The organism is Chryseobacterium aahli (assembly GCF_022699665.1).
Taxonomy (GTDB): Bacteria; Bacteroidota; Bacteroidia; order Flavobacteriales; family Weeksellaceae; genus Chryseobacterium; species Chryseobacterium aahli.
On the sequence record NZ_JALDNB010000003.1, the window covers coordinates 385,698 to 408,526 of the forward strand.

At 32.8% G+C, this 22,829-nt stretch carries 15 protein-coding genes; 14 read left to right on the top strand and 1 reads right to left on the bottom strand.

Going from position 1 to position 22,829, the window contains the following annotated elements:
- Window positions 1-31 precede the first annotated feature (31 nt).
- The 14 genes from MQX03_RS07890 to MQX03_RS07955 all read left to right on the top strand — a co-directional run bounded on the left by MQX03_RS07890 (window position 32) and on the right by MQX03_RS07955 (window position 19,472).
- Window positions 32-2,797, top strand: a complete 2,766-nt coding sequence (locus MQX03_RS07890) for a TonB-dependent receptor (RefSeq protein WP_242802427.1) — start codon at window positions 32-34, stop codon at window positions 2,795-2,797.
- A gap of 3 nt (window positions 2,798-2,800) precedes the next feature.
- Window positions 2,801-7,324, top strand: a complete 4,524-nt coding sequence (locus MQX03_RS07895; RefSeq protein WP_242802428.1) for a TonB-dependent receptor plug domain-containing protein — start codon at window positions 2,801-2,803, stop codon at window positions 7,322-7,324.
- A gap of 47 nt (window positions 7,325-7,371) precedes the next feature.
- The gene (locus tag MQX03_RS07900; RefSeq protein WP_242802429.1) at window positions 7,372-8,967 is read left to right on the top strand and encodes a vWA domain-containing protein; all 1,596 of its coding nucleotides are present in this window, start codon (window positions 7,372-7,374) and stop codon (window positions 8,965-8,967) included.
- A gap of 117 nt (window positions 8,968-9,084) precedes the next feature.
- Window positions 9,085-9,588, top strand: a complete 504-nt coding sequence (locus MQX03_RS07905; protein WP_242802430.1) for a GbsR/MarR family transcriptional regulator — start codon at window positions 9,085-9,087, stop codon at window positions 9,586-9,588.
- A 97-nt stretch (window positions 9,589-9,685) separates the two neighbouring features.
- Window positions 9,686-10,063, top strand: coding sequence for a hypothetical protein (locus MQX03_RS07910; protein ID WP_242802431.1), 378 nt, complete (start codon window positions 9,686-9,688; stop codon window positions 10,061-10,063).
- 57 nt (window positions 10,064-10,120) lie between these two features.
- Window positions 10,121-10,465, top strand: a complete 345-nt coding sequence (locus MQX03_RS07915; RefSeq protein WP_242802432.1) for a hypothetical protein — start codon at window positions 10,121-10,123, stop codon at window positions 10,463-10,465.
- A gap of 6 nt (window positions 10,466-10,471) precedes the next feature.
- A complete protein-coding gene (locus MQX03_RS07920) occupies window positions 10,472-10,867 on the top strand; it encodes a hypothetical protein (protein WP_242802433.1) in 396 nt (131 codons plus the stop codon).
- Window positions 10,868-11,001: 134 nt separating this feature from the next.
- Complete coding sequence (locus MQX03_RS07925) at window positions 11,002-11,784, top strand: fatty acid desaturase (RefSeq protein WP_242802434.1); 783 nt, start codon at window positions 11,002-11,004, stop codon at window positions 11,782-11,784.
- Window position 11,785: 1 nt separating this feature from the next.
- A complete protein-coding gene (locus MQX03_RS07930; RefSeq protein ID WP_242802435.1) occupies window positions 11,786-12,235 on the top strand; it encodes an SRPBCC family protein in 450 nt (149 codons plus the stop codon).
- On the top strand, window positions 12,232-12,936 hold the full coding sequence (locus MQX03_RS07935) for a YqjF family protein (RefSeq protein WP_242802436.1): 705 nt from the start codon (window positions 12,232-12,234) through the stop codon (window positions 12,934-12,936). Before MQX03_RS07930 ends, MQX03_RS07935 begins: the two co-directional genes overlap by 4 nt.
- Before the next feature lie 225 nt (window positions 12,937-13,161).
- Window positions 13,162-14,601 carry an alpha-L-fucosidase gene (locus tag MQX03_RS07940; RefSeq protein WP_242802437.1) on the top strand — a complete coding sequence of 480 codons (1,440 nt, stop codon included), beginning with the start codon at window positions 13,162-13,164 and terminating at the stop codon, window positions 14,599-14,601.
- Between the two features lie 243 nt (window positions 14,602-14,844).
- Entirely contained in the window at window positions 14,845-17,508 is a 2,664-nt protein-coding gene (locus MQX03_RS07945) for a glycoside hydrolase family 3 N-terminal domain-containing protein (RefSeq protein WP_242802438.1), read from the top strand.
- A 266-nt stretch (window positions 17,509-17,774) separates the two neighbouring features.
- Window positions 17,775-19,085 carry a PQQ-dependent sugar dehydrogenase gene (locus MQX03_RS07950; RefSeq protein WP_242802439.1) on the top strand — a complete coding sequence of 437 codons (1,311 nt, stop codon included), beginning with the start codon at window positions 17,775-17,777 and terminating at the stop codon, window positions 19,083-19,085.
- A 123-nt stretch (window positions 19,086-19,208) separates the two neighbouring features.
- Window positions 19,209-19,472, top strand: coding sequence for a hypothetical protein (locus MQX03_RS07955; protein ID WP_242802440.1), 264 nt, complete (start codon window positions 19,209-19,211; stop codon window positions 19,470-19,472).
- Between the two features lie 103 nt (window positions 19,473-19,575).
- On the opposite strand, the gene MQX03_RS07960 is transcribed toward MQX03_RS07955, so the two are convergent.
- Window positions 19,576-22,800: a hypothetical protein gene (locus tag MQX03_RS07960; RefSeq protein WP_242802441.1), complete on the bottom strand. Its 3,225-nt coding sequence runs from the start codon at window positions 22,798-22,800 to the stop codon at window positions 19,576-19,578.
- Window positions 22,801-22,829: the final 29 nt, after the last annotated feature.

The following is a 22,829-nucleotide window of genomic DNA, read 5'->3' on the forward strand; positions in this document are numbered from 1 at the left end:
TTTTTCTCTATTTTTAGAAATATTATCAAAGATGAAAAAAGTTTATCTGTTGTTGCCTCTGTTTGCGGTACATTTTGCATTTGGGCAGAACTCGCAGCGTTATTATTCGGGGACGTTTTTTAATGAAAAGAAAAAGCCTCAGAATTTTCTGAAAATTTTCAATAAAAATACAGGTGTTCATGAATTGACTGACGAAAGAGGCTTCGCAATTATTGCGGCAAAAGAATATGATACTTTAGTTTGGAACGGCGGTAAAAATATTCAGGTCGTTCACGGTGTTTACGAACTTAAATATATTTTAGAAAGACAAATAAAGAAAGAAGCTGTTGAAAATATCAATTCAAAAGATTATCAAAACCAGATTGAACCATCTGAAGTAGATGAGTTCAGCATTCAAAAGTCTTACGATTCATTAAGGAAAAATTCAGACCGCAATTTTTCTTCGGTTCGAAAACTTAAATATAAATCAGATTCTTTATACAAAATTAAAAATCAGCCGAGAAAATATCTTGTTTTTAACGGAAGTTTCAGTACATCCCTTGATGTCAAAAACAGAAATTGTATTCCCAAAACTCAAAATAAATTTGTGCAGGGAAGATCAGAAAACGGATCGTTGGTTTGGAAAGGACCGGATACTGGCGAGATGTTCAGCTTCGGCCCTGATATTTCTACTTTAGGTTTCAACGGGCAGCCTTATGAATATGATTTCAATGGACAATTAGTTGGTTTATCAGACGGAATTTCTCCAGCAACAGCATATAACAACAATATTTTTAAAACTACTGCCGGCTACAGCAATCAGTTGAATCTGAATATGATTATTAAAAGTGATGGAAATGAAGATGCAAGACTTTCTGTGAACATCGGTCAACGAAAAGATCAGATGTATTTTGAAGATCAGTTTGATGTAGCCAATTCTTTTAAAGCAAAATTCAGCACAAAGATTTTAAATTTTAACATCAACGCAGGATTTAATTATGAAGAAAATAAAGCGACAAATACCAACAGAATCGGACTTTTCAACAGAGTATACCAAAATTCACTTTTAACTCCGATTTCATTTTCGAATCTGCAGAATGCGTATCTAAATAATGGATTGCAACGTCGTTACAGTCCACACGCAGATAACCCGGAATTTCTCTTTAAACAGAAAGATAAATACAATTATTATGATCATATCCGACAGTTTAATTTTGATGTAAATAAAAACTGGAACCGTTTTAAACTTAATATCAGTCAGGCTTACGACAATCAGGACATGATACATCGTGATGTTTATCAAATTTCAACTTACGGTTTTGAAGACGGACTTTACAATATCAGAAATCAGAAAAATGAATTTTACAATTCAAACATTCTGGTGAGTTATGAATTGAGAGATTCAGATTTAAAAAATAAATTCAGTTTAAATCATATTCTAAATAACAGAAAAGTTAATATTAATCATAGTTTAGACAAGAATTATTTTTATCAGAGAACATCGCAGGATTATATTTTTAATTATAATTTAGATTACGAAGATTATAATAATGATATTGAGTTTGGTGTCAACCTTGGGAATTCATTTTATACCTCAAACACCTCGCTCAAAAATAATTTTTGGTTGCCAAAAGCCAATGGATACTTCACATTTACCGACATTTTTAATTGGAATAATACAGATTTCCAGTTAGTAGGAGCGTACACGCAACTGTCTGCAGAACCCGAAATTGCAAAATCTTATTCTTCATACGCAACTACGCAGTTTTCTGCTCAAAATTCGCACCTGTATTTTCCTTTAAAGGAAGTAGAAACCTTTAATAACCTTTCTAATATCAACATCAAAGAATGGAAAACCGGATTTAAATTTATTGTTAATTACAAAATGAATTTAACCGCAGAATATTTTAACCGCAGAATATCTGATGATGTTTTTCCTGTTTTTGAAGGACAAAATCTGGTGCTGAAAAATCTTGCAGATCATACTTATAAAGGGTATGAGGTTAATTTTAATTATGACAGAATAATCAATAATTATCAATTTAGTTTAAGCAGCAAAGCTTCCTTTTTCAAGTATCGTGATGTTGTTGATCGAGTAAACTCAGGATATAATAATCTAATGATTTCGGGTTTCAATGATATTTATAAAACATTATCTGAAGGTCAGGTTTTGGGCGCTGTGATGGGAAGTTATTACGAAAGAAACTCAGATGGGAAACTAATTATTGATGATTTGGGTTATCCGGTAAAAGCAAAGGGTTTAAAAATAATTGCAGATCCTACACCGGATTTTGTGATGAAGTTTTCTCACAACATCATTTACAAGATGTTTGCGTTAGACGTTAATTGGGAATGGAAAAAAGGCGGACAAATCTGGAACGGAACCCAGGCTGTTCTCGATTATTATGGTCGTTCACAAAGTTCTGGTGACGAGAGAAATATTAAAAATTATGTTTTTGAAGGGGCGAATTATAACGGAAGTATTAATCAGACTCCTGTTGATTTTTACAATCCGAATCAATCGGTCACCGAGAATCGTTGGACTAGATATGGTTTTCTTGGGGTTTCAGAAAATTATGTTGAGAAAGCAGATTATATAAGAATTAATGACATTACGCTTTCTGCATATTTTGATGTAGGAAATTACAGAAGAGCTTTAGGCGTGAGCTTTTACGTAAATAATATTTTCCTTTGGCAGGGCAATACCGGCGTAGATTCTGATCAGAATTTTTATGATTTCGACAACAGCAGAGGTTTAGATTTCTTTAATCTTCCCTCTTTCAAAACGTTCGGATGTACGGTTTCTTTTAAATTTTAAACTATGAACTTCAAATTTTTATCCAATATAACTTTTGTTTTTATTCTTTTGTCAAGCTTGTTTTTAAATGCACAGAATATATTCAGCGATTTCAAAAAAGAGAAAACTTACATACAGACCAGCCATGTTTTTTACAAGCCGGGTGAAGAAATGTTTTTTAAAATTTTTATCGTTCAGACAGAAAACAATCTTCCCGCTAATCAAAGTAAAGTGGTTAATTTTGAACTTATAGACCCCAGCGGAACTGTGGTAAGAAAATCGAAATACGAAATTAAAAACGGTCACGCAGATGGTTCTTTTTATTTTGGAGAAGAAATGAAGGGCGGAATTTACAAAATCAGAGCTTTCACAAATTGGATGCAGAATGAAGCAGGCAAAAATGTTTTTGAAAAGGAAATTACGCTCCAGAAAATTGTTTCGCCAAGAATTTTAATGAAACTTGATTTTCCTAAAAAAGGCTATGGGGCAGGCGATGAGGTTTTGTCAGATTTTTCTATGAGAAGTTTGAGCAATCTTCCGATTCCTTTTTATGAAGCGTATTTTACCGTGATGCATCAAGGTGAAAAAATAAACGAAGGTTCATTCATTACCGATAAAGAAGGAAAATATGTATTAAAATTCAAACTTCCTGAAGTCTTGAAATCTTCAGATGCTCTATTAAATATTAAAGTGAATTTTGACGGCTTTACAGAATCTATTTCTAGAAATATTCCTATTGTTTTAAATAATTTGGATGTTAAATTCATGCCCGAAGGCGGAACTTTCATTAATGGTGCCGAACAAAATATTGCTTTTAAAGTTCTGGATGAATTTGAAAAACCGGTAGACGCGGTTTTAGAAATTTACAATCAGAATCATAAGAAATTGACGGAAGTTTCAGCATACAATTTCGGTATGGGAAGTTTTCTCTTTACTCCCCAAAAAGGAGAAACATATTACGCAAAAGTTCTTAAGCCTGAAAACATCAGTAAAATTTACCAACTTCCAATAACAAAAGATAACGGAATTGTTTTTAATGCGAAAAAAGAGAATCAAAAAATCAGTTTAAATATTAATTCAACCTCAGAAAGGAATGTTATAATCTCCGGAAATTTCCGTGGAAAAGAGATTTATTCTAAGGCAATGAGTTTGAAACAAGGTTTAAATCAGATTGAAATTTCAGAAAATGAACTTCCTATCGGGATTTGCAGGTTCACTGTCTCAGAAAATAATATTCCTCTGGCTGAACGTATTGTTTTTACCAGTGAAAATAAGCAGATGAAGGTGAAAATTACTCATACAAAGAAAAATTATCTGCCCAGAGAGAAAGTAATCGTCAATTTAGAAACAACCGACGAAAACAATCAACCCATTCCTGCAAACCTTTCGATGAGCGTGGTTGATGACAAATTATGGACGTATGCCGATGATAAACAAAATCATATTCTTTCCTGGCTGTTGTTAGATTCTGAACTGAGAGGAAAAATAGAAAGACCTCAGTTTTATTTCGATAAAAAAGAAGAAAAAGCAATAAAAAGTTTAGACTTGGTCATGTTGACGAATGGTTACCGATATTTTGAGATGATTCCGGATCTTGAAAAGAGTGGTAAATACAAATATCTTCCCGAAAAGAAGAATCCAATCTACGGAATTATAGAAGATGAAAACAAAAAACCTGTAAAAGCTGAAGTTTTTTTGGTGGAAGGAAATTCTAAAATAAAAAAACAGATTACTACAGAAAATGGTTTGTTTTATTTTTCAGATTTAAACAGAAATGAATATTATACCGTCATTGCAAAATCTCTAAGTAAGAAACAGAAAGTGAGTGTGAGAATGCTTTCTTATAAATTGAATATTAATCCTTTGGTAAAGCAGTCTTTAGAAAATATTGATGTTGAAGAGATTATCAGAGATGCTGAAATCAAAGAAAAACCAAAAACTGCAGCTCAAGGAGTTGAAAATATCATCAGAACTTTACCTTCAGTGAATTCTGCAAGAGACACAATTTCTAAAAATACACAAATTGAAGAAGTCGTCGTTGTTGGATACAGAACTGTAAAACAATACGCTGCCGCTTCATCAATTACAAATTTTAATGAAAGACCCTACGCCAATGTTCTCAATGTGGTTCAAGGTCAACTTGCAGGTGTTAATATAACCACTGGTAGTGGCCAGCCTGGAGGAAGCTCTACAATTACTATTAGGGGTACTGGATCATTATCAGGAAATGTCGAACCTTTATACATCATTGACGGAATGGTTTCAAATTCAACACAATTCAGAAACCTGAATGCAAACAGCATTGATGCCATTTCTGTTCTGAAAGATGCTGTAGCAACATCCATTTACGGAAACAGAGGTTCAAACGGAGTTATTATTATCAATTCAAAAAATGAGAGAAATTCAAACATAAAATTCGATATAACACCAGAAACCTACTTCGCTGTAAAAAATATTCCAAATGATAGTTTGGTGAATTATAATTACTCACGCCAGTTTTCTTATCCTGTTTATGAATCTACCAACACTGCATATCGTCACGATTACCGTGAAACATTATATTGGAATCCAGTCGTAGAAACAGATAAAAACGGAAAAGCTAAAGTAGAATTTTATCAGTCTGATGCCAATTCGGCTTTCAGAATTATGACGGAAGGAATTTCTGCGTCAGGATTGATTGGAAGAGACGAAACCACATATGCTGCTCAAAGTTTGATTTCTATTGATGCTAAAATCCCGCAATATTTAACAAGAACAGATCAAATGACAATTCCTGTAGTCATTAAAAATAATTCAGCTGAAACAAAAACTTTAACTCTGAATGTCATAGTTCCGAACCATGTTAAACTGATGAAAGTTGATAGTTTGATTACTTTAAAGCCATTAGAATCCGGAAGATTGTTTGTGACGATTCAAACCGATAAACTGATCAGTTCAAATATTCAGTTTGCTGTAAAATCTGGAGATTTCAGAGAAACCATGATTTTGCCTTTAAAAGTTGAAGAAAAAGGTTTTCCGTATCATTTTTCAATCGTCAATAATAAAACTGAGAAGATTAAAATCAACATTCCTGAACATATCAATGGTAGTTTGGAGTCGTCTTACTATGTTTATGAAAATTCTGCATTGCAGATGTTTGAAGATTTGGAACGACTGAAAAATGAACCTCACGGATGTTTTGAACAGCTTTCTTCAACAGTTTATCCGAATGTTTTTATTTTGGATTATTTAAAATCTACAAAAAAAATCAATTTTGATACTGAATCTACAGCAATCAAAAATCTAAGAAAAGGCTATCAGAAAATGATTTCTTACAAAAACAGCGATGGCGGATTTTCTTATTTTGGAGGCAGCGAATCTGATGTGGCACTTTCGGCTTTTGCTTTGATGGAATTCAGAGATTTAAAGAAATATGTAAATGTTGATGCAAAACTAATTCAGAATCTGACGTCATTTATTTTATCTAAGAAAAATGCAAACGGACTCTTTGAAGTGAGAAAAAACTATGAAATGAAAACCGCCTATTCCGAGTACTCATGGTCAAGAAATATGTATGTATTATACGCTTTGTCTAAAATTGGTTTTAAAAATGAACTTCGGGATACCTACGAAACCAGTTTAAAAAGAGCCTTGGCAACAAAAGATTCTTATCAGCTGGCTTTGATGGCAAATTCAGCGGCTCATTTGGATAAAAACGAAGATTATAAAAAGCTTCTTACCATTTTAAATGAACAATATTCAACTAAAAATGTAAAAACAAATACAACATTTACGGGTTCTGGCGGAATTTCTGCCAACGCAGAAACCATTTCTCTTTACATGATGGCTTTGCAAAAAAACGCAAATTCAGATCAGTTAAAGATTGCCGAAATTGCTGATGAACTCATCAGTTGTAACGGTTATTACGGTTTTGGTTCTACTCAGGCAACTGCTTTGGCTTTGGAAACTTTATCAGATTTCTTCGCTAAAAATGAAAAATTATATGGCGTTGATAAGCCAACGATTACCCTTAATAATGCTAAAATTAAAGCCGATAATAGTGTTGCTTCTGCTTTCAGAAAAGGAGAAAACGACTTGAATATTGAATATATATGTCCTAAAGGTTTGCTTTATAAATTAGATTATCAATATTACACTTTGCAGGCTCCAGAGAGTGAAAACATCCCGCTAACGTTAGAAATAAAGCTGAAATCTGAAATTTCAAAAGTAGGAGAAACCAACAGAATGACAGTAACCGTAAAAAATAAGATCAACGGAGAATTACCAATGGCAACCGCAAAAATCGGTATTCCTGCTGGCCTCACTTTGCAAAATGCTCTGTTGAAAGATATGGTTGATAAAAAGCAGGTTTCTTATTATGAAATTTTTGATAACTATCTGGTTTTATATTGGGAACATTTTGATGCTAATGAAACGAAAACAGTTAACTTAGATTTAAAAGTAGAATTTGCCGGAGAATACACCGGGAAAGCGAGTAATGTTTATCTTTATTATATGCCGGAATCTAAGTTTTGGAATGAAGGAATTAAAGCTAAAATAGAACCTTAAAATTTAGATTAAAATTCTATATTTAAAACCAATAAAAATCATATCGTATGAATAAAATTATTATAACAATCTTATCATTAACAATTATTGTTAGTTGTCAAAAGAAAAAAGAAGAAGTTGTTTCTTCAATCGATATGATATCTGAAGCTCCGATGGTGGCTAAAGAAATGAAAATTGATGAAACTGGTCAAGATAATCAGGTAACAAATACTGAAATAGATACTGACGATGAAGAGTACGCATCTCTTGTTGAAAATCCTTTTGAGCTTACTAAAAGCCAACCTGTTTCTACTTTTTCTATTGACGTGGATAACGCATCCTATTCCAATATCAGAAGAATGATTAATGAAGGTCAAACTGTTGATAAAAATGCAGTAAGAATCGAGGAGATGGTGAATTATTTTAAATATGATTACCCGCAGCCTCAAAACAACCAGCCTTTTTCAATCAATACTGAATACAGTGATTCGCCTTGGAATCCTCAACATAAGCTATTGAAAATAGGACTTCAGGGTAAAAATGTTCCAATGAATAATTTGCCTCCATCCAATATTGTTTTCTTAATTGATACTTCCGGATCAATGTCGGAAGACAACAAATTACCTCTATTGAAAGAATCTTTAAAAGTTCTTTTAGATCAATTAAGACCTCAGGATAAAGTCGGAATTGTAGCCTATGCAGGAAGTGCAGGAGTGATTTTGTCTTCAACTTCTGCTAATGAGAAAGCCAGAATTCTTGAAGCGTTTGAAAAACTTGAAGAAGGTGGAAGTACGGCAGGTGGTGAAGGTATTGAGTTGGCGTACAAATTGGCAAAGGAAAACTTCATAAAAGGAGGTAACAACAGAGTGGTTTTGGCTACGGACGGAGATTTCAATGTTGGAACATCTTCTGTTGCAAATCTTGAAACTTTAATTGAGGAAAAAAGAAAAACAGGTATTTTCCTTACATGTTTGGGTTACGGAATGGGTAATTACAAAGATAATAAAATGGAAACTTTAGCAGATAAAGGAAACGGGAACTATGCCTATATCGATAATCTGCAGGAAGCTAATAAATTTCTAGGAAAAGAATTTGCCGGAAATATTTATACCATAGCAAAAGACGTAAAAATTCAGATTGAGTTTAATCCTAAATACGTCAAATCTTACCGCCTGATTGGTTACGAAAACCGAAAACTGAGAAATGAAGATTTCGAAAACGATCAGATTGATGCCGGAGAATTGGGAAGTGGTCATACGGTAACAGCTTTGTATGAAATTATTCCTGCCAATGTAGATTCTGAATTTTTACCCAAAGAACAAAAATTGAAATACAGCAAAACGGCAGAATCTAATAAAACGGCTTCGGGAGATGAATTAGCAACCATAAAATTCAGATATAAAAAACCTGATGGTGATAAAAGTACAGAAATCAGTCAGATTGTAAAAAATTCAGGTTCAGGAATTTCAGCAGCAAGTCCTGATTTTAAATTTGCCACATCTGTAGCGTGGTTCGGATTGGTTTTAAGAGATTCTAAACTGATCAAAAACAAAAATATAAATGCGATCGAAAGTTTGGCAAAACAAGGTAAAAGCAGAGATGATGATGGCTATCGTTCTGAGTTTATGAGGTTGGTGCAGAGCTATAAAAATATTCAAAAATAATAGTGCAACAGACATTTTACAAAAGTGTCTGTTTTATTTTAAAATAAACTTTCAAATATTATTGAAAATTCAAAAACTATTATTATATTTGTAATAGGAATTTAAAACAAAGTAAAAATGAAACTTTCAGAAGCAAAAGAAAAATACATTCAGACCTGGGGAACATTCGCAACGAGTTGGGGAATCAACCGTACGATGGCGCAGGTTCATGCTTTACTTCTGGCGAATGGAAAACCGCTTTCCACTGATGAGGTAATGGAGCTTTTAGAAATTTCAAGAGGAAATGCCAACATGAATCTCCGTGCGTTGATGGATTGGGGAATTGTGAAAAAAGAGTTCATTAAAGGCGACAGAAAAGAATATTTTACTGCTGAAAAAGATGTCTGGTTTTTATTTAAGCAAATCACAAAAGAACGTAGAAAGCGAGAAATCGAACCCGTTGTTTCTTTTTTGGAAGAGTTGAAAAATATTGAAGACAACGATTCTGTTGAAGCAAAAGAATTTATCAAATTGATGGATGATTTCAGCAACGTCACCAGCAAAATCAATAATATTATGGATCTCGCAATTAAAAGTGATGATCATTGGCTGGTCGGAAAGATCACCAACTTATTAAAATAGAAAGGACTTCAAAATCCTTTTTTATTTCAAATTAACTTTCAAAAATTACTGAAAGTATAGTAAATAAAAGTAATTAACTAAATAAAAAACTTCAATCATGAAACTGAAAATTTTAATTACAGAATTGGTTTTCCAAATCTTATTAAGTGCCGGAAGTATTTTTTGTGTTATATATGAATACTTTAAAAATGACCAACTCATGGCATTCTTTATTGCATTGTTTTTTGTCGGATGTGGTAATTTATTTGGTTTTCTCATCAGAATATCAGTGATTGCAAGCAAGTTCCACAGATACTATTTCTTCGGAGTGATTGTATTCTTCTTTTTAATTTATTTGCTATCTAAGTTTGACCCGAATGTTGAAATTATATTTAATTTTTTAGGAATGGGTGGGGTACTTTTCAATTTGTATTACTTAATCTACGGATATTTTATGATAAGAAAATTATCAGACGAAATAAAGATTAGGAACTAAAATCCTTTTTATTTCAAATAATCTTTCAAAAATTATTGAAAATATAATAATTATAAAATGTTTAATATTATTTCATATATCATTTTCCTGGCTATCACTTCGTACATCACGGTCGATGTGGGCAGAAGATGCTTCAATTCAGGGAAATTATATCTGGAATATTTGATAAAAGACAAGGATTTTTGCCTCACAGTCAACAGAATTCTTCTTGGAAGCTATTACCTCGTCAATCTGGGTTATATCTCAATTAGTTTAAGTTTTTGGGGCAAAATTTCAACCATTGAAGAACTTCTTTATACTGTTTCCAGTCGCATTGGAACCATTGTTTTAATTCTCTGTGCATTACATTTTATCAATATGTTCACACTTTATGCTTTAAGAAAAAAATTAACAATAAAATAAACTATCATGACAGCAACAATTCTTACCCAAACGTACAACTTTTCAGCGTACATGATCTACTTACCAATCGTCATCACGCTCACTGTGCTGGTTTCACAATTTCTGTTTAAAAATTCAAAAACATTTATGATTGATATTTTTCATCAGAAAGAAGATATTGCAATGGCGACCAACTCACTTTTTAAAATTGGTTTCTATCTTTTAAACATCGGGTTTGCCCTTTGTATTATTGAATTTTTTCAAATAGAAACTGTTGAAAGACTTGTCGTTGCTTTAAGCAAAAAAATCGGAGGATTTTCAATTTACTTGGGAGTAATGATGCTTTTGAACTTACTGCTTTTCCTGAAAGGTCGAAAACATGCGATGAATAAAGATAAAATCCAGACTGAAGAAACTGCATAATTGTAATTTTTAAAATTAAATATGATGAAAGACTTAATCATCCATCTATTTCTTATTTTCTATTTCGGTGGAAAAACGAAAAGAATTACATTTTAAATTATAGTACTAAGAGAAAAATTATAGAACTAAAAAAAATGAATCACCTTGAATTAACAAAAAAAGTAGAATGGAAAGACCTTAAAAAACTTTCCGTCAAAGAAATGTTGATTGAAAATAATATCAGTTTGCCATGGCTTTTTATTTCCTTGTTTTTGGCTTATAAAGGATATTGTTGGGCTGCACTTCCGTTTTCAGGATTCTATTTTTTGACGGCGCTCAGACAGGTTCACAACGGTTTTCACAACTCGTTGGGAACAGGGAAATTTCTCACTTGGTTATCAATGTATCTCAATAGTGTTTCAATGATAGCCTCCATTCATGCGGTGAAATTTAATCACATCAGACACCACAAATTTTGCCTTTCCGATGAAGATTACGAAGGGAAATCTGCTTCAATGAAATGGTACGAAGCAATTTTATACGGTCCAAAACACATGTTTTTAATTCATTGGATCACATTTAAAAAAGCCAATAAAAACTATAAAAAGAACATGATTTTTGAAATGATTTCTATTTCAGTATTTGTCTTTATTGCTTTTTATTTTAAAATTAATTTTTTGATTTATCACATTTCAATTATGTTTTTTGGAGAACTTTTAATGGCATTTTTTGCGGTTTGGACGGTGCATCATGATACCCACGATCATCCTGAAATCGCAAGAACCCAACGCGGATTTTGGAAGAATAAATTGACATTCAGCATGTTTTATCACATGGAACATCACCTATTTCCCGCAGTTCCAACCATTAAATTACCCGAACTTGCAGAAAGAATTGATAAAGTTCTGCCGGACTTTAATAAAAAACAAACATTTTAAGATGTCAAAGATTTATTTAACAACGATCATCAAAGCTGATATTAACACAGTTTTCGATTTGTCAAGAGATATCGATTTACACCAAAAATCAACTTTTAAAACTGGCGAAAAAGCAATTGCAGGAAAAACATCAGGATTAATTGAATTGGGAGAAACCGTAACTTGGAGAGCGAAACATTTGGGATTTTACCAAACTCATACTTCAAAAATTACTGAGATGGAAAAGCCAAATAAATTCACGGATGTTATGTTGAAAGGAAGATTTAAATCGTTTAAACATCAGCATATTTTTAAACAAGAAGGTAAAAACACAATAATGACCGATATTTTAGAATTTGAATCTCCTTTCGGAATTATCGGAAAACTTTTCAACATATTTTTTCTTAAAAATTATATGAAAAACTTCTTGTTAGAAAGAAATAAAATAATTAAAAACACTGCACAAAGATGAATTTCCTTAAAGCCGAATGGCGAAAATTAGCTATTATCAATTACGAAATTGATCCTCAAATCTTAATTAAATATCTTCCAAAAGGCACAGAACTCGATTTTTATCAAGGTAAATGTTATGTAAGCTTAGTTGGATTTATGTTTTTAAATATAAAATTATTAGGACTTCCGATTCCTTTTCACCGAAATTTTGAAGAAGTAAATTTGAGATTTTATGTAAAGAAAAAAGAAGGAAACAATTGGAAAAGAGGAGTCGTTTTTATCAAAGAAATCGTTCCAAAGGCGGCTTTGAGTTTTGTAGCCAATTCCATCTACAAAGAAAATTACAAAACAATGCCGATGAAAAATAACCTAAAGCAGGATGATAAGGAGATATCAGTTAAATATTCATGGAAAGATAAAAATTGGTATTTTATGGAAATTACTGCCGAAAATTTAGCTTTGCCGATGGAAAATGAATCAGAATTTGAATTTATCACTGAACATTATTGGGGCTTCACCAAAAAAGGAAACAAAACCTCTGAATATGAAGTCTGTCATCCGCAATGGTATTGGTATGTCGTTAAAAGTCATCATCTGGAAATTGATTTTAGTGAAATTTACGGAAAAGATTTTGAATTTTTAAACGATCAGAAACCAATTTCAGTCATGCTTGCAGAAGGCTCTGAAATTGAGGTGAGGACTAAAAAGTATTTAGTTTAAAAAGAGCTAAGTAAAAAATATTGAAGTTAATTTTCCAGAATGAAAATCTTAGATTTTCAAAACTCACATACTCTAAAATATTTTCAAAACTGTAAACTTAAAACCCCTGTGACTTATGTATTAAAATTACATTATCACCAATAGATAAACTCAAAAATTCCCAGTAAACTAAAAAACTTTTGTGCCTTTTGTTGTTAAAGTTTAAATTAGCAAAAACTAAACTTTATGTTAAGTAAAAAAACTAAAACCTTTTTTCTTTCATCACTACTCATCTCATTATCCCTATTTTCACAGGCTCACAATGTTTCGGAAGGCTATCAAAAACCGACTGATCCATTGGTTATTCAAAATCTTGAATACTGGCAAGATTTAAAATTCGGATTGTTTATGCATTGGGGAACTTACAGCCAATGGGGGATTGTCGAAAGTTGGAGCTTATGTCCGGAAGATGAATCATGGACTCAACGTAAAGCCGAACATGGAAAATCTTATAATGAATACGCTAAAAACTACGAAAATCTTCAGACGACTTTCAATCCGACTCAATTTAACCCGCAAAAATGGGCAGATGCAGCAAAAAAAGCAGGAATGAAATATGTGGTGTTCACAACAAAGCATCACGACGGTTTTACTATGTTTGATACGCAACAGTCTGATTATAAGATTACTTCTTCAAAAACGCCTTTTTCCAAAAATCCGAAAGCGGATGTGACGAAAGAAATTTTCAGTACATTCCAAAAAGAAGGCTTCAAAATCGGAGCTTATTTCTCAAAACCCGATTGGCATTCTGATGATTATTGGTGGTCATATTTTCCGCCAAAAGATAGAAATGTAAATTATGATCCAAAAAAATATCCCGAAAGATGGGAAAATTTCAAAAATTTCACATTTAATCAACTCAACGAGATTACTTCAAACTATGGTAAAATTGATATTCTTTGGCTAGACGGAGGTTGGGTTCGTCCATTTAATACCATTGATCCAAAAGTGGAATGGCAAAGAACAATCAAGGTTGAACAAGACATTGATATGGATAAAATCGGAACGATGGCTCGCAAAAACCAACCCGGAATTATCGTTGTAGACCGTACCGTTCCCGGAAAATGGGAAAATTATGTAACGCCCGAACAAGCTGTTCCTGAAAAGGCGCTTTCGATTCCTTGGGAAAGCTGCATAACGATGGGAGATTCGTTTTCATACGTTCCAAATGACAATTACAAATCATCTCAGAAAATCATTGAAACGTTAGTTAAAATCATTTCGAGAGGTGGAAATTACCTGATGAATATTGCTCCCGGACCCAACGGAGATTATGATGCAATTGTTTATCAAAGATTAAAGGAAATCTCAACTTGGATGGATAAAAATCAGTCCGCTGTTTTTGCAACGAGAGCTGTCGCACCTTATTATGATGGGAATTTTTATTACACACAAAGCAAAGACGGAAAAACGATTAATATTTTTCATTTGAATGAAAAGTTAAATTATCAAGTTCCATCAACTCTGAATTTTATAATTCCTGAAAATTTTAAACCAAAATCTTTAAAAGTTTTAGGTTTAAAAAATAAAATTCAATGGAAAAAAACAGGCAATTCAATTGAACTCGTCTTACCAAAAGAAAGAACTCAATTAAAATATTCAACCGTAATTCAGATTACACAATAGTTGAAATTATAAACTACTTCTATATTAAAATGACATAGGAAATCGAAGCGTTAAGAAAATAAAGTCTGTGAACGTGAAGAAAATTCTACTGTTTGAGCGCGACACAAATGTTGAATTGAAGAACCAATATTTCATTCGCGCGAGTTTTAGAATTTTTAGAGAACAGATTTTAGAGTTCCAAGTCTTGAACTTTTGGTTCTTTTGTTTCAAGACAAAAGAACAATAATTAAATAAAATTTAGCAATGCATTTTAAACTTCGATTTAAAATTATAGGAATTTCATTATTGAGTTCGGTATTCATTTCGGCACAAAAACCTTTATACAAAGATCCAAAGCAACCTGTAGAAGCCAGAGTTCAGGATTTGCTGAATAGAATGACACCTGAAGAAAAACTCTGGCAGTGTTTCATGATTCCCGGAGATTTAGATAACGTTCCGAAAGGTCAATATTCTCATGGGATTTTCGGATTGCAGGTAAGTGCAGGAAATCAAGGCGGCGGAGCTGCCGGACAAATATTGAAATATAATGCGAACGAAGATGCGGAGAGGTTAGCGAAAAAAATTAATGCGATTCAAAAATATTTTGTGGAAGAATCACGATTGGGGATTCCAATTATCCCTTTTGATGAGGCTTTACACGGATTGATGCGGGAAGGAGCAACGGCTTTTCCGCAGGCGATTGGCTTGTCAGCAACTTTCAATTCTGTGTTGATGAAGGAAGTTTCAACAGCGATTGCAAAAGAATCAAAATTGAGGGGAATTCGTCAAATCTTGACTCCGGTGGTGAATCTGGCGAGCGACGTTCGATGGGGAAGAACGGAGGAAACGTATGGGGAAGATCCGTTTCTGACTTCGGTGATGGGTGTAAATTTTGTCAGTTCATTTGAAAATCAGGGAATTATTACCACCCCAAAACATTTTTTAGCAAATGTAGGAGAGGGTGGAAGAGATTCATATCCAATTCATTGGAGCAAAAGATATTTGGAGGAAACGCATTTGCTTCCTTTTCAAAAAGCCTTTACACAAGGCAAAAGTAGATCGGTGATGACTTCTTATAATTTGTTGGATGGAAGACCTTCAACGGCAAATCATTGGTTGTTGACCGAAAAATTAAAAAAAGATTGGAATTTCAAAGGTTTTGTCATCAGTGATGCCAGTGCGGTGGGTGGTGCAAATGTTCTCCATTTTACGGCAAAAGATTACGATGATGCTTCTGCGCAGGCGATCAATGCAGGGCTTGATGTAATTTTTCAGACAGAATATCAACATTATAAATTGTTTATTCCACCTTTTCTGGATGGAAGAATTTCTCAGGAAAGAATTGATGATGCGGTTTCGAGAGTTTTAAGAGCAAAATTTGAACTGGGTTTGTTTGAAAATCCTTACGTTTCTGATGCAGCTATTTCGGAATTAAAGAAATTAAATCACAAACCATTAGCCGAAAAAACAGCCATTGAATCTTTTGTTTTGCTTCAAAATAATAATCAGACGCTTCCGATTTCGGAAAATGTTAAAAAGATTTTAGTGGTTGGATCCGATGCTGTTGATGCGAGATTGGGTGGTTATTCAGGACCGGGAAATAAGAAAGTGAGTATTTTGGATGGAATTAAAAATTTTACTAAAAATAAAAAAATTGAAATCAATTATTCAAAAGGAATTGATTGGAATTTGAAGAACTTCACGACCGTTCCAACCGAATTTTTATCTTCAGAAAATCAAAAAGGGTTGAAAGGAAATTACTTTTCAAATTCTGATTTAAAAGGAAATCCTGAATTTGAAAAGCAGGGTGAACAGCTAAATTTCAAATGGACTTTATATTCTCCAAATCCTGAAAAACTGCAACCCGACAATTACAGCGTTCGCTGGACAGGAAAACTCGAAGCACCAAATTCCGGAAAATATCAGCTTGGATTACGTGGAAACGACGGTTTCAAATTATATTTAAATGGAAAATTAATGATCGACAATTGGGAAAAGTTGAGTTATTCAACCAAAATTGTTGATGTAGATTTTGTGAAAGGCCAAAAATCTGATATTGTTATTGAATTTCATGAAAATAGAGGAGAAGCAAACATTGAACTGATCTGGAATTATGGTTTAAATGATTATCAAAAAGACTTTAATGATGCATTGAAATTAGCTAAAAATGCAGATTATATCATCGTCACAGCGGGAATTCATGAAGGTGAATTTCAGGATCGTTCTTCATTGAATCTGCCCGGAAATCAGGAACAATTTATTCACGAAGTTTCAAAATTAAATAAACCGACAACAGTTGTTTTAGTTGGTGGTTCTGCGATAAAAACTACGGATTGGAAAGATAAAGTTGGAGCTATTTTAGATGTTTGGTATCCCGGAGAAGAAGGCGGAAATGCGGTGGCAAAAGTGCTTTTCGGAGCAGAAAATCCATCGGGGAAATTGCCGATTACGTTTCCGGTTGAGGAAGGGCAGTTGCCCTTGACGTACAACCATCATCCGACAGGGAGAGGAAATGATTACCACGATTTGAGCGGAGAACCGTTGTATCCTTTTGGTTTTGGATTGAGTTATACGACTTTCGAAATTTCTGATTTACATTTAAATAAATCAAAATTTAAAGAGAATGAGATAGTCATTGCAAAGGTAAAAGTTAAAAACATAGGTTCAAAAGCCGGAAGCGAGGTGGTTCAGCTCTATATCAAAGATTTACTGGCTTCCGTTTCAAGACCTGTTTTGGAACTAAAAGGATTTCAAAAAGTGTATTTAAAATCTGGTGAATCCAAAGAAATTTCAATTGAAATTCCGGTGAAAGAACTTCAGTTTTTAGATGAGAAGATGAACTGGATTGTTGAAAAAGGTACCTACAGAATTATGGTAGGAAATTCGTCTAAAAATCTTCCGTTGAAACAGAATATTGAGGTGGAATAAAGATTTAGACAAAATTTTACATGATTGTCCGGAAAAAGTAATGATTATAAAATTTGGTATTTCTTTATTAAGTTCACGCCTTTGTATAACGTAAAAGCGACCATTATTTAAAATTCTTTGTTTGACCTTGCTTTAAATTAAAAAATATAAATAATAGAGGATATTCACAGATTCATTTTCAAAAATGTGCAACCGTTTTCTTTTTAGGGAACGGTTTTTGCAATTTTTGAGGCAAAATGTTTCTAACACCTCACATCATTTATTTTATGAAAAAATATCTTCTACCGGCAGTCGCAGTGCTGTTTTTCAGTTGTAAAGAAAATAAAAATCAGAATACTTCAGAAACCGAAGTGGTTACAAAAACAGATACTTTAAAGCTTCCCGCACCTGACGAAAAAGGTGCCAAAAGCAAATTCAGCAACGTCATCGGATGGCCTGCAGGAAAGGCTCCCAAAGCTCCAGAAGGATTTGTAGTTAACCGTTTTGCTGAAAATATTAAAAGCCCTAGAAACATGATTCAGGCTTCAAACGGCGATATCTTTGTAGTACTTTCCAATTCTGAACGTACAAAAACGGAAAAAATAAAAAATGACATCAGCGGAAAAAGCGATGCTGAAGTTGACGGAAAATCAGCCAACCGAATTATTTTATATCGTGACGCCAACAAAGACGGAGTGGCAGAATCATCATCTGTTTTTTTGGATAATCTAAATCAGCCTTACGGAATGTTGATTATTAAAGATAAATTTTACGTTGCCAACACCGATGGACTTTGGGTATATCCGTACAAAGAAGGCGAAACTAAAATTACAAAACCCGGAAAAAAGATTGTGAGTCTTCCAGCTGGAGGTTACAATAATCACTGGACGAGAAATATAATTGCCAATAAAGATCAGTCGAAAATTTATATTTCGATTGGTTCCGGAAGTAACGTTGGCGAAAACGGGATGGAATATGAGGTGAGAAGAGCCAATATCCTTGAAGTAAATCCTGACGGAAGCGGCGAAAAAATCTACGGAGCCGGACTTCGAAATCCTGTCGGCATGAGCTGGAACCCTTCTACCGGAGAGCTCTGGACGGTTGTGAATGAAAGAGATGAATTGGGTGACGAGCTTGTTCCGGATTATCTGACAAGTGTAAAACAAGGTCAATTTTACGGCTGGCCGTATGCCTATTTCGGGAAAAATGAAGACCCTAGAAGAAAAGGAGAAAAGCCTGATTTGGTGGCAAAAACAATTGTTCCGGATGTTCCTCTGGGATCTCATACAGCGTCTTTAGGTTTAACATTTTACACAGGAAATCAGTTTCCTGAAAAATATAAAAACGGAGCATTCATCGGACAGCACGGTTCGTGGAATCGCTCTTCACTGGTTGGTTATCAAGTAGCTTTTGTGCCATTCAAGAATGGAAAAGCTTCAGGATCATATCAGCCATTTTTAAGCGGATTTATTGCAAATGAAGAAAAAGGAGATGTTTACGGAAGGCCTGTAGGTGTTTTGCAAATTGCGGACGGTTCGCTCTTGGTTGCTGATGATGTAAGCGGAATTGTGTGGAGAGTGGCGCATACTAAAAAGTAAAGTATACAATCAATATCAATTTAAATGCAAAAAAATTACATCAAATTTTGTGGTATGAAATATGCAAGATTCGTTTAATAACCAATTGAAATTTTAAAATTTTAATTATTAAAGTTAAACGTCATGAAAAAATTATTGATATCAACAGTTTTGTTATTAGGATTATCGTTCAATGCTTACGGACAGAAACGTCCGCCTGCACCACCACATCCGTCTAAAACACAATTAGCAAATAGCAAAGCAAGTGAGCTGGATAAAAGATACAGAACCGAAAAGAAAATGATTATGAATCATCCGGTTGCGACTAAGAAAATGAAAAACGAACAGTTAAGAGCTTTGAATCTGAGATATCAGAATGAGAAGAAGCTACTTAGAGCGGCAAGATAAAGATTTCATAAAGACTATTTCACCCCATTGAAATTGAAAACAAAAATGCAAAGAAAAGAAGCTATTTCAACAGAGATAGCTTCTTATTTTACAGTGGATTATTTTAAAAATCTTTGCCAGATAAATGAATTAAAGGGATATCTATTTTAACACCTAAATGAAAAATTCCGGCATCAAATACTTTGTTATTTGCATCTTTTCCAGTGTTATATGGCTGAAATCTAAATCCTCCCGATATTACAAAAGGTGAATTTTTTATCCCCATCAAAAACGTAGTACCCAAACTGAAAACTTCAGAAAAATGAACGTCTTTTGCATAGTCTTTACCTGGTTGTACCAAATAATGATTAACCACATTTCCCAAATCTACAACATCGACTGTAAAGCCATAATTATCATACCAGCCATTTCTTGACCAAGTAAAAGCAATGCCAATCGGTGCCGTTATACCGTAGACGGGTTGAGAACCAATTGTTGTACTTTTCAAAGACATCAGCCCACCGCCAAATGCACCTACATAAGCGTTTAAATCTATTGAACTAGGTTGTTTTCTTTTCAATTTGTAGGAAGTTGGTGGTAAGGCATAAGAATCGATAATACCAGCTAACTGGTGTTCGTCTTTTACGGTTATTACATCGCCGAAAAAGGAGAGGAGGTTGGTGAGCTGTTTGGTGTATTTGTTATCATATTTTTCCATTAAATTTAAGCTTTGCTGTTTAATAAAATTAGTATCTAACTTTTCAAATATTTTATCAATGTTTTGTTCATTGCCAAAAGCGCTCATAGCTGTATTGGCGGTTTGTATATAGCTGATTAACTGAATGAGCTGCGTGTGGTCTATTCCCAAAGATTTTGATAGACTCACTAAGTTCTCAATTTTATAATTTTTTAATAAATTTTGCAAAAGTTCAATCTTTTCATTTTTGTTTTTAATATTGTATTGTGCAATACTTAAATAGTTGTTAAAATCTTCTAATGAAATATTTTTATGTTCTGTCATGTCATTAATTATGAAGCATATATTTTTACTATCCAAAAAATAAAAACGAACAAAATCTGTGTGATAATTTGGGGTGTTATCTTTGTTAAGAAAATTAATTTTTTTAATTAAAAATGAAGGTTGATTTATTTTTAGTGAGGGTTTTTCTAGTTTTTTATAGTATGTAATTGATATTTTTATATTTTTTCCACAATCAAAAAAATATTCAAGGGAATTTTCTGAATTTATAAGAGTTGGTTTAAGAGTTGTTATCAACTCAAAAGTCTGGTTTGCAGCCCCTACATAATCATTGCTTTGAAAATGTTCATATATTGACATTCCGGTTTTGATATATTTTATTTTGCTTTCAATTTCTGACGAATTAAACAAATCTTTATTTTGTAGATTTGTCGTCATTTGGTTAAGCACATTCCACACATTATAAAAGTTTTTAGAAGCCAAATCGTCTTTTATTTCTTCTTTTTTTGTTTTGTATTCATTCCTAATTTTGTCGAATTGGGAAAGTGAGATTAGTATATTTCCAATCCATTTGTTTATTTTTTCTTTTTTTTCGGTATCTACAATTGGTTTTCCATTAATATATTTATCACAGGTAAGAGAATCTAATTTGACTTTAGTACCATATTTAAGGGTAAGCAATTCGAGTAGAATCTTGTATTCCTGATGATTGAGGCCTGCAATTTCTTCATAAGACAAAAGTCTGTAAACATCTTTTCCGTCGATATTATCAATTGAAAAAAATTCGTTGGTAACGATGTAGAGAAGAGTGCTGCTGTTATCAATAAGTCTATTAATCTCCTGATTTACTTTATCCTTTCCATTTTTCTCTACTTCTAATCGTGGATTAATGTAAAAATATTTAATGATGTCTCTATAATTATATTGTTCGGTCATTAGTCTGTTCAAATCATATCCAAACTCCACAGACTGTCTTAGTCTTGCATGATTTATGGAGTCTTTAATGATTACCTTTTCCACCCAGGGGCTTTGAACTAGATTTCTTGGCATTTCTACGAAATCTTTAGCAATAGCATATTTCCAAGTCGCATTAAATGTTGGGACTTTATAATTTTCAGCTCCTTCCATAACCTTTATAGTCTCTGGGAAAACATCTAAAATCATGGGGTTATTCATTTTTAAACGAATCTGATCCATAAACCAAATGGCAGCTTCCTGTTTTGCTCTTTTTGCCAAGAAAATTGCCATTGCTTCAATCATTTGAGATTGGCTCGGTATTTTGATTCCTGAAGAACCTGTTTGTGCTTGGGCTGTTTGAATTTGGGAGTTGATGATAATCTGTTGTTCTTTTGAAACTGAAAAGTTAGAGACACTTGATACTTTTTTTATGTCTTCTTTTAGTTTTGTAGATAGTGTTGAGGAATTTTTATCTAATGAGATTTGAACAAACTCATTTGCAAAAATTTCAAGATCGTTAGTCAATAAATCAAAATCATTTGAATAAGTTGATATTAGTTTAGAAATGATTGTTTCTCTAATTTCTTTTTTTAGTGTTTCTAAGTTTTTAAAATAAAAGCTTCCATTTTTATCCATGTAATAGGAGCTTAGAATTTTTTTCTTAATATCATCTGGGAGTTGATTAAATTCTATACTAGAAAATAAATATTTAAGATTTTTTACTATCTGTTTTCTCTCTTCATCTTGCTCATTTTGAAGAAGTGTATTTTTTAGGTCTTCTAAACTTTTAATTATATATATATTATCTGCTTTATCTACTTTATCTACATTTGTATAATAATCACTTATAATTTGTTTTAATTTTTGTTCATCAAACTTATGTGTGCTTTTATAATTTTCAAGATCTTGATACGAGTGAGTTGCTTGTAGTTTATTAGTGGATTTTTCAAAATCTCTTATCTCTTTATCTAAAGAATCTAAATTTGTATTCTTTTTTTTAATTAGGTTGTACATCACTTCTAAAGTGAGTTTGGTTTTCTTACTTGTTTCTAAAATAATATCCTTATGATCAACTTTAAAATTTGGATTGCTGCTAATCCAAATTTTTACTTGTATAGCTTTGTCATTTTTTAATTTTTGAATAAATTCGCTTAATTCTGAAAACTTTAATTGACTGTTAGTAATTAAAGATTCATCATTAATAGTGCTTTTTAATGCATAGTAAGTTTTATCTCTTTCTTCCACAGACATAGAATTGTCCGCAATCAGTTTACTCAAATAAAACAAATTGTATCTCGGGAAGTTTTCAGTATGTTTTTCTTTATCTTCGACTTTTAAAGTATAAGTCTGCCCAAGGCAAAAAGAAAAATTTGCCATAAGAATTATGGCGAAATAGTAGAATTTCGTTTTCATGGTTTTAGTTTTTACCTTATAAATTTATC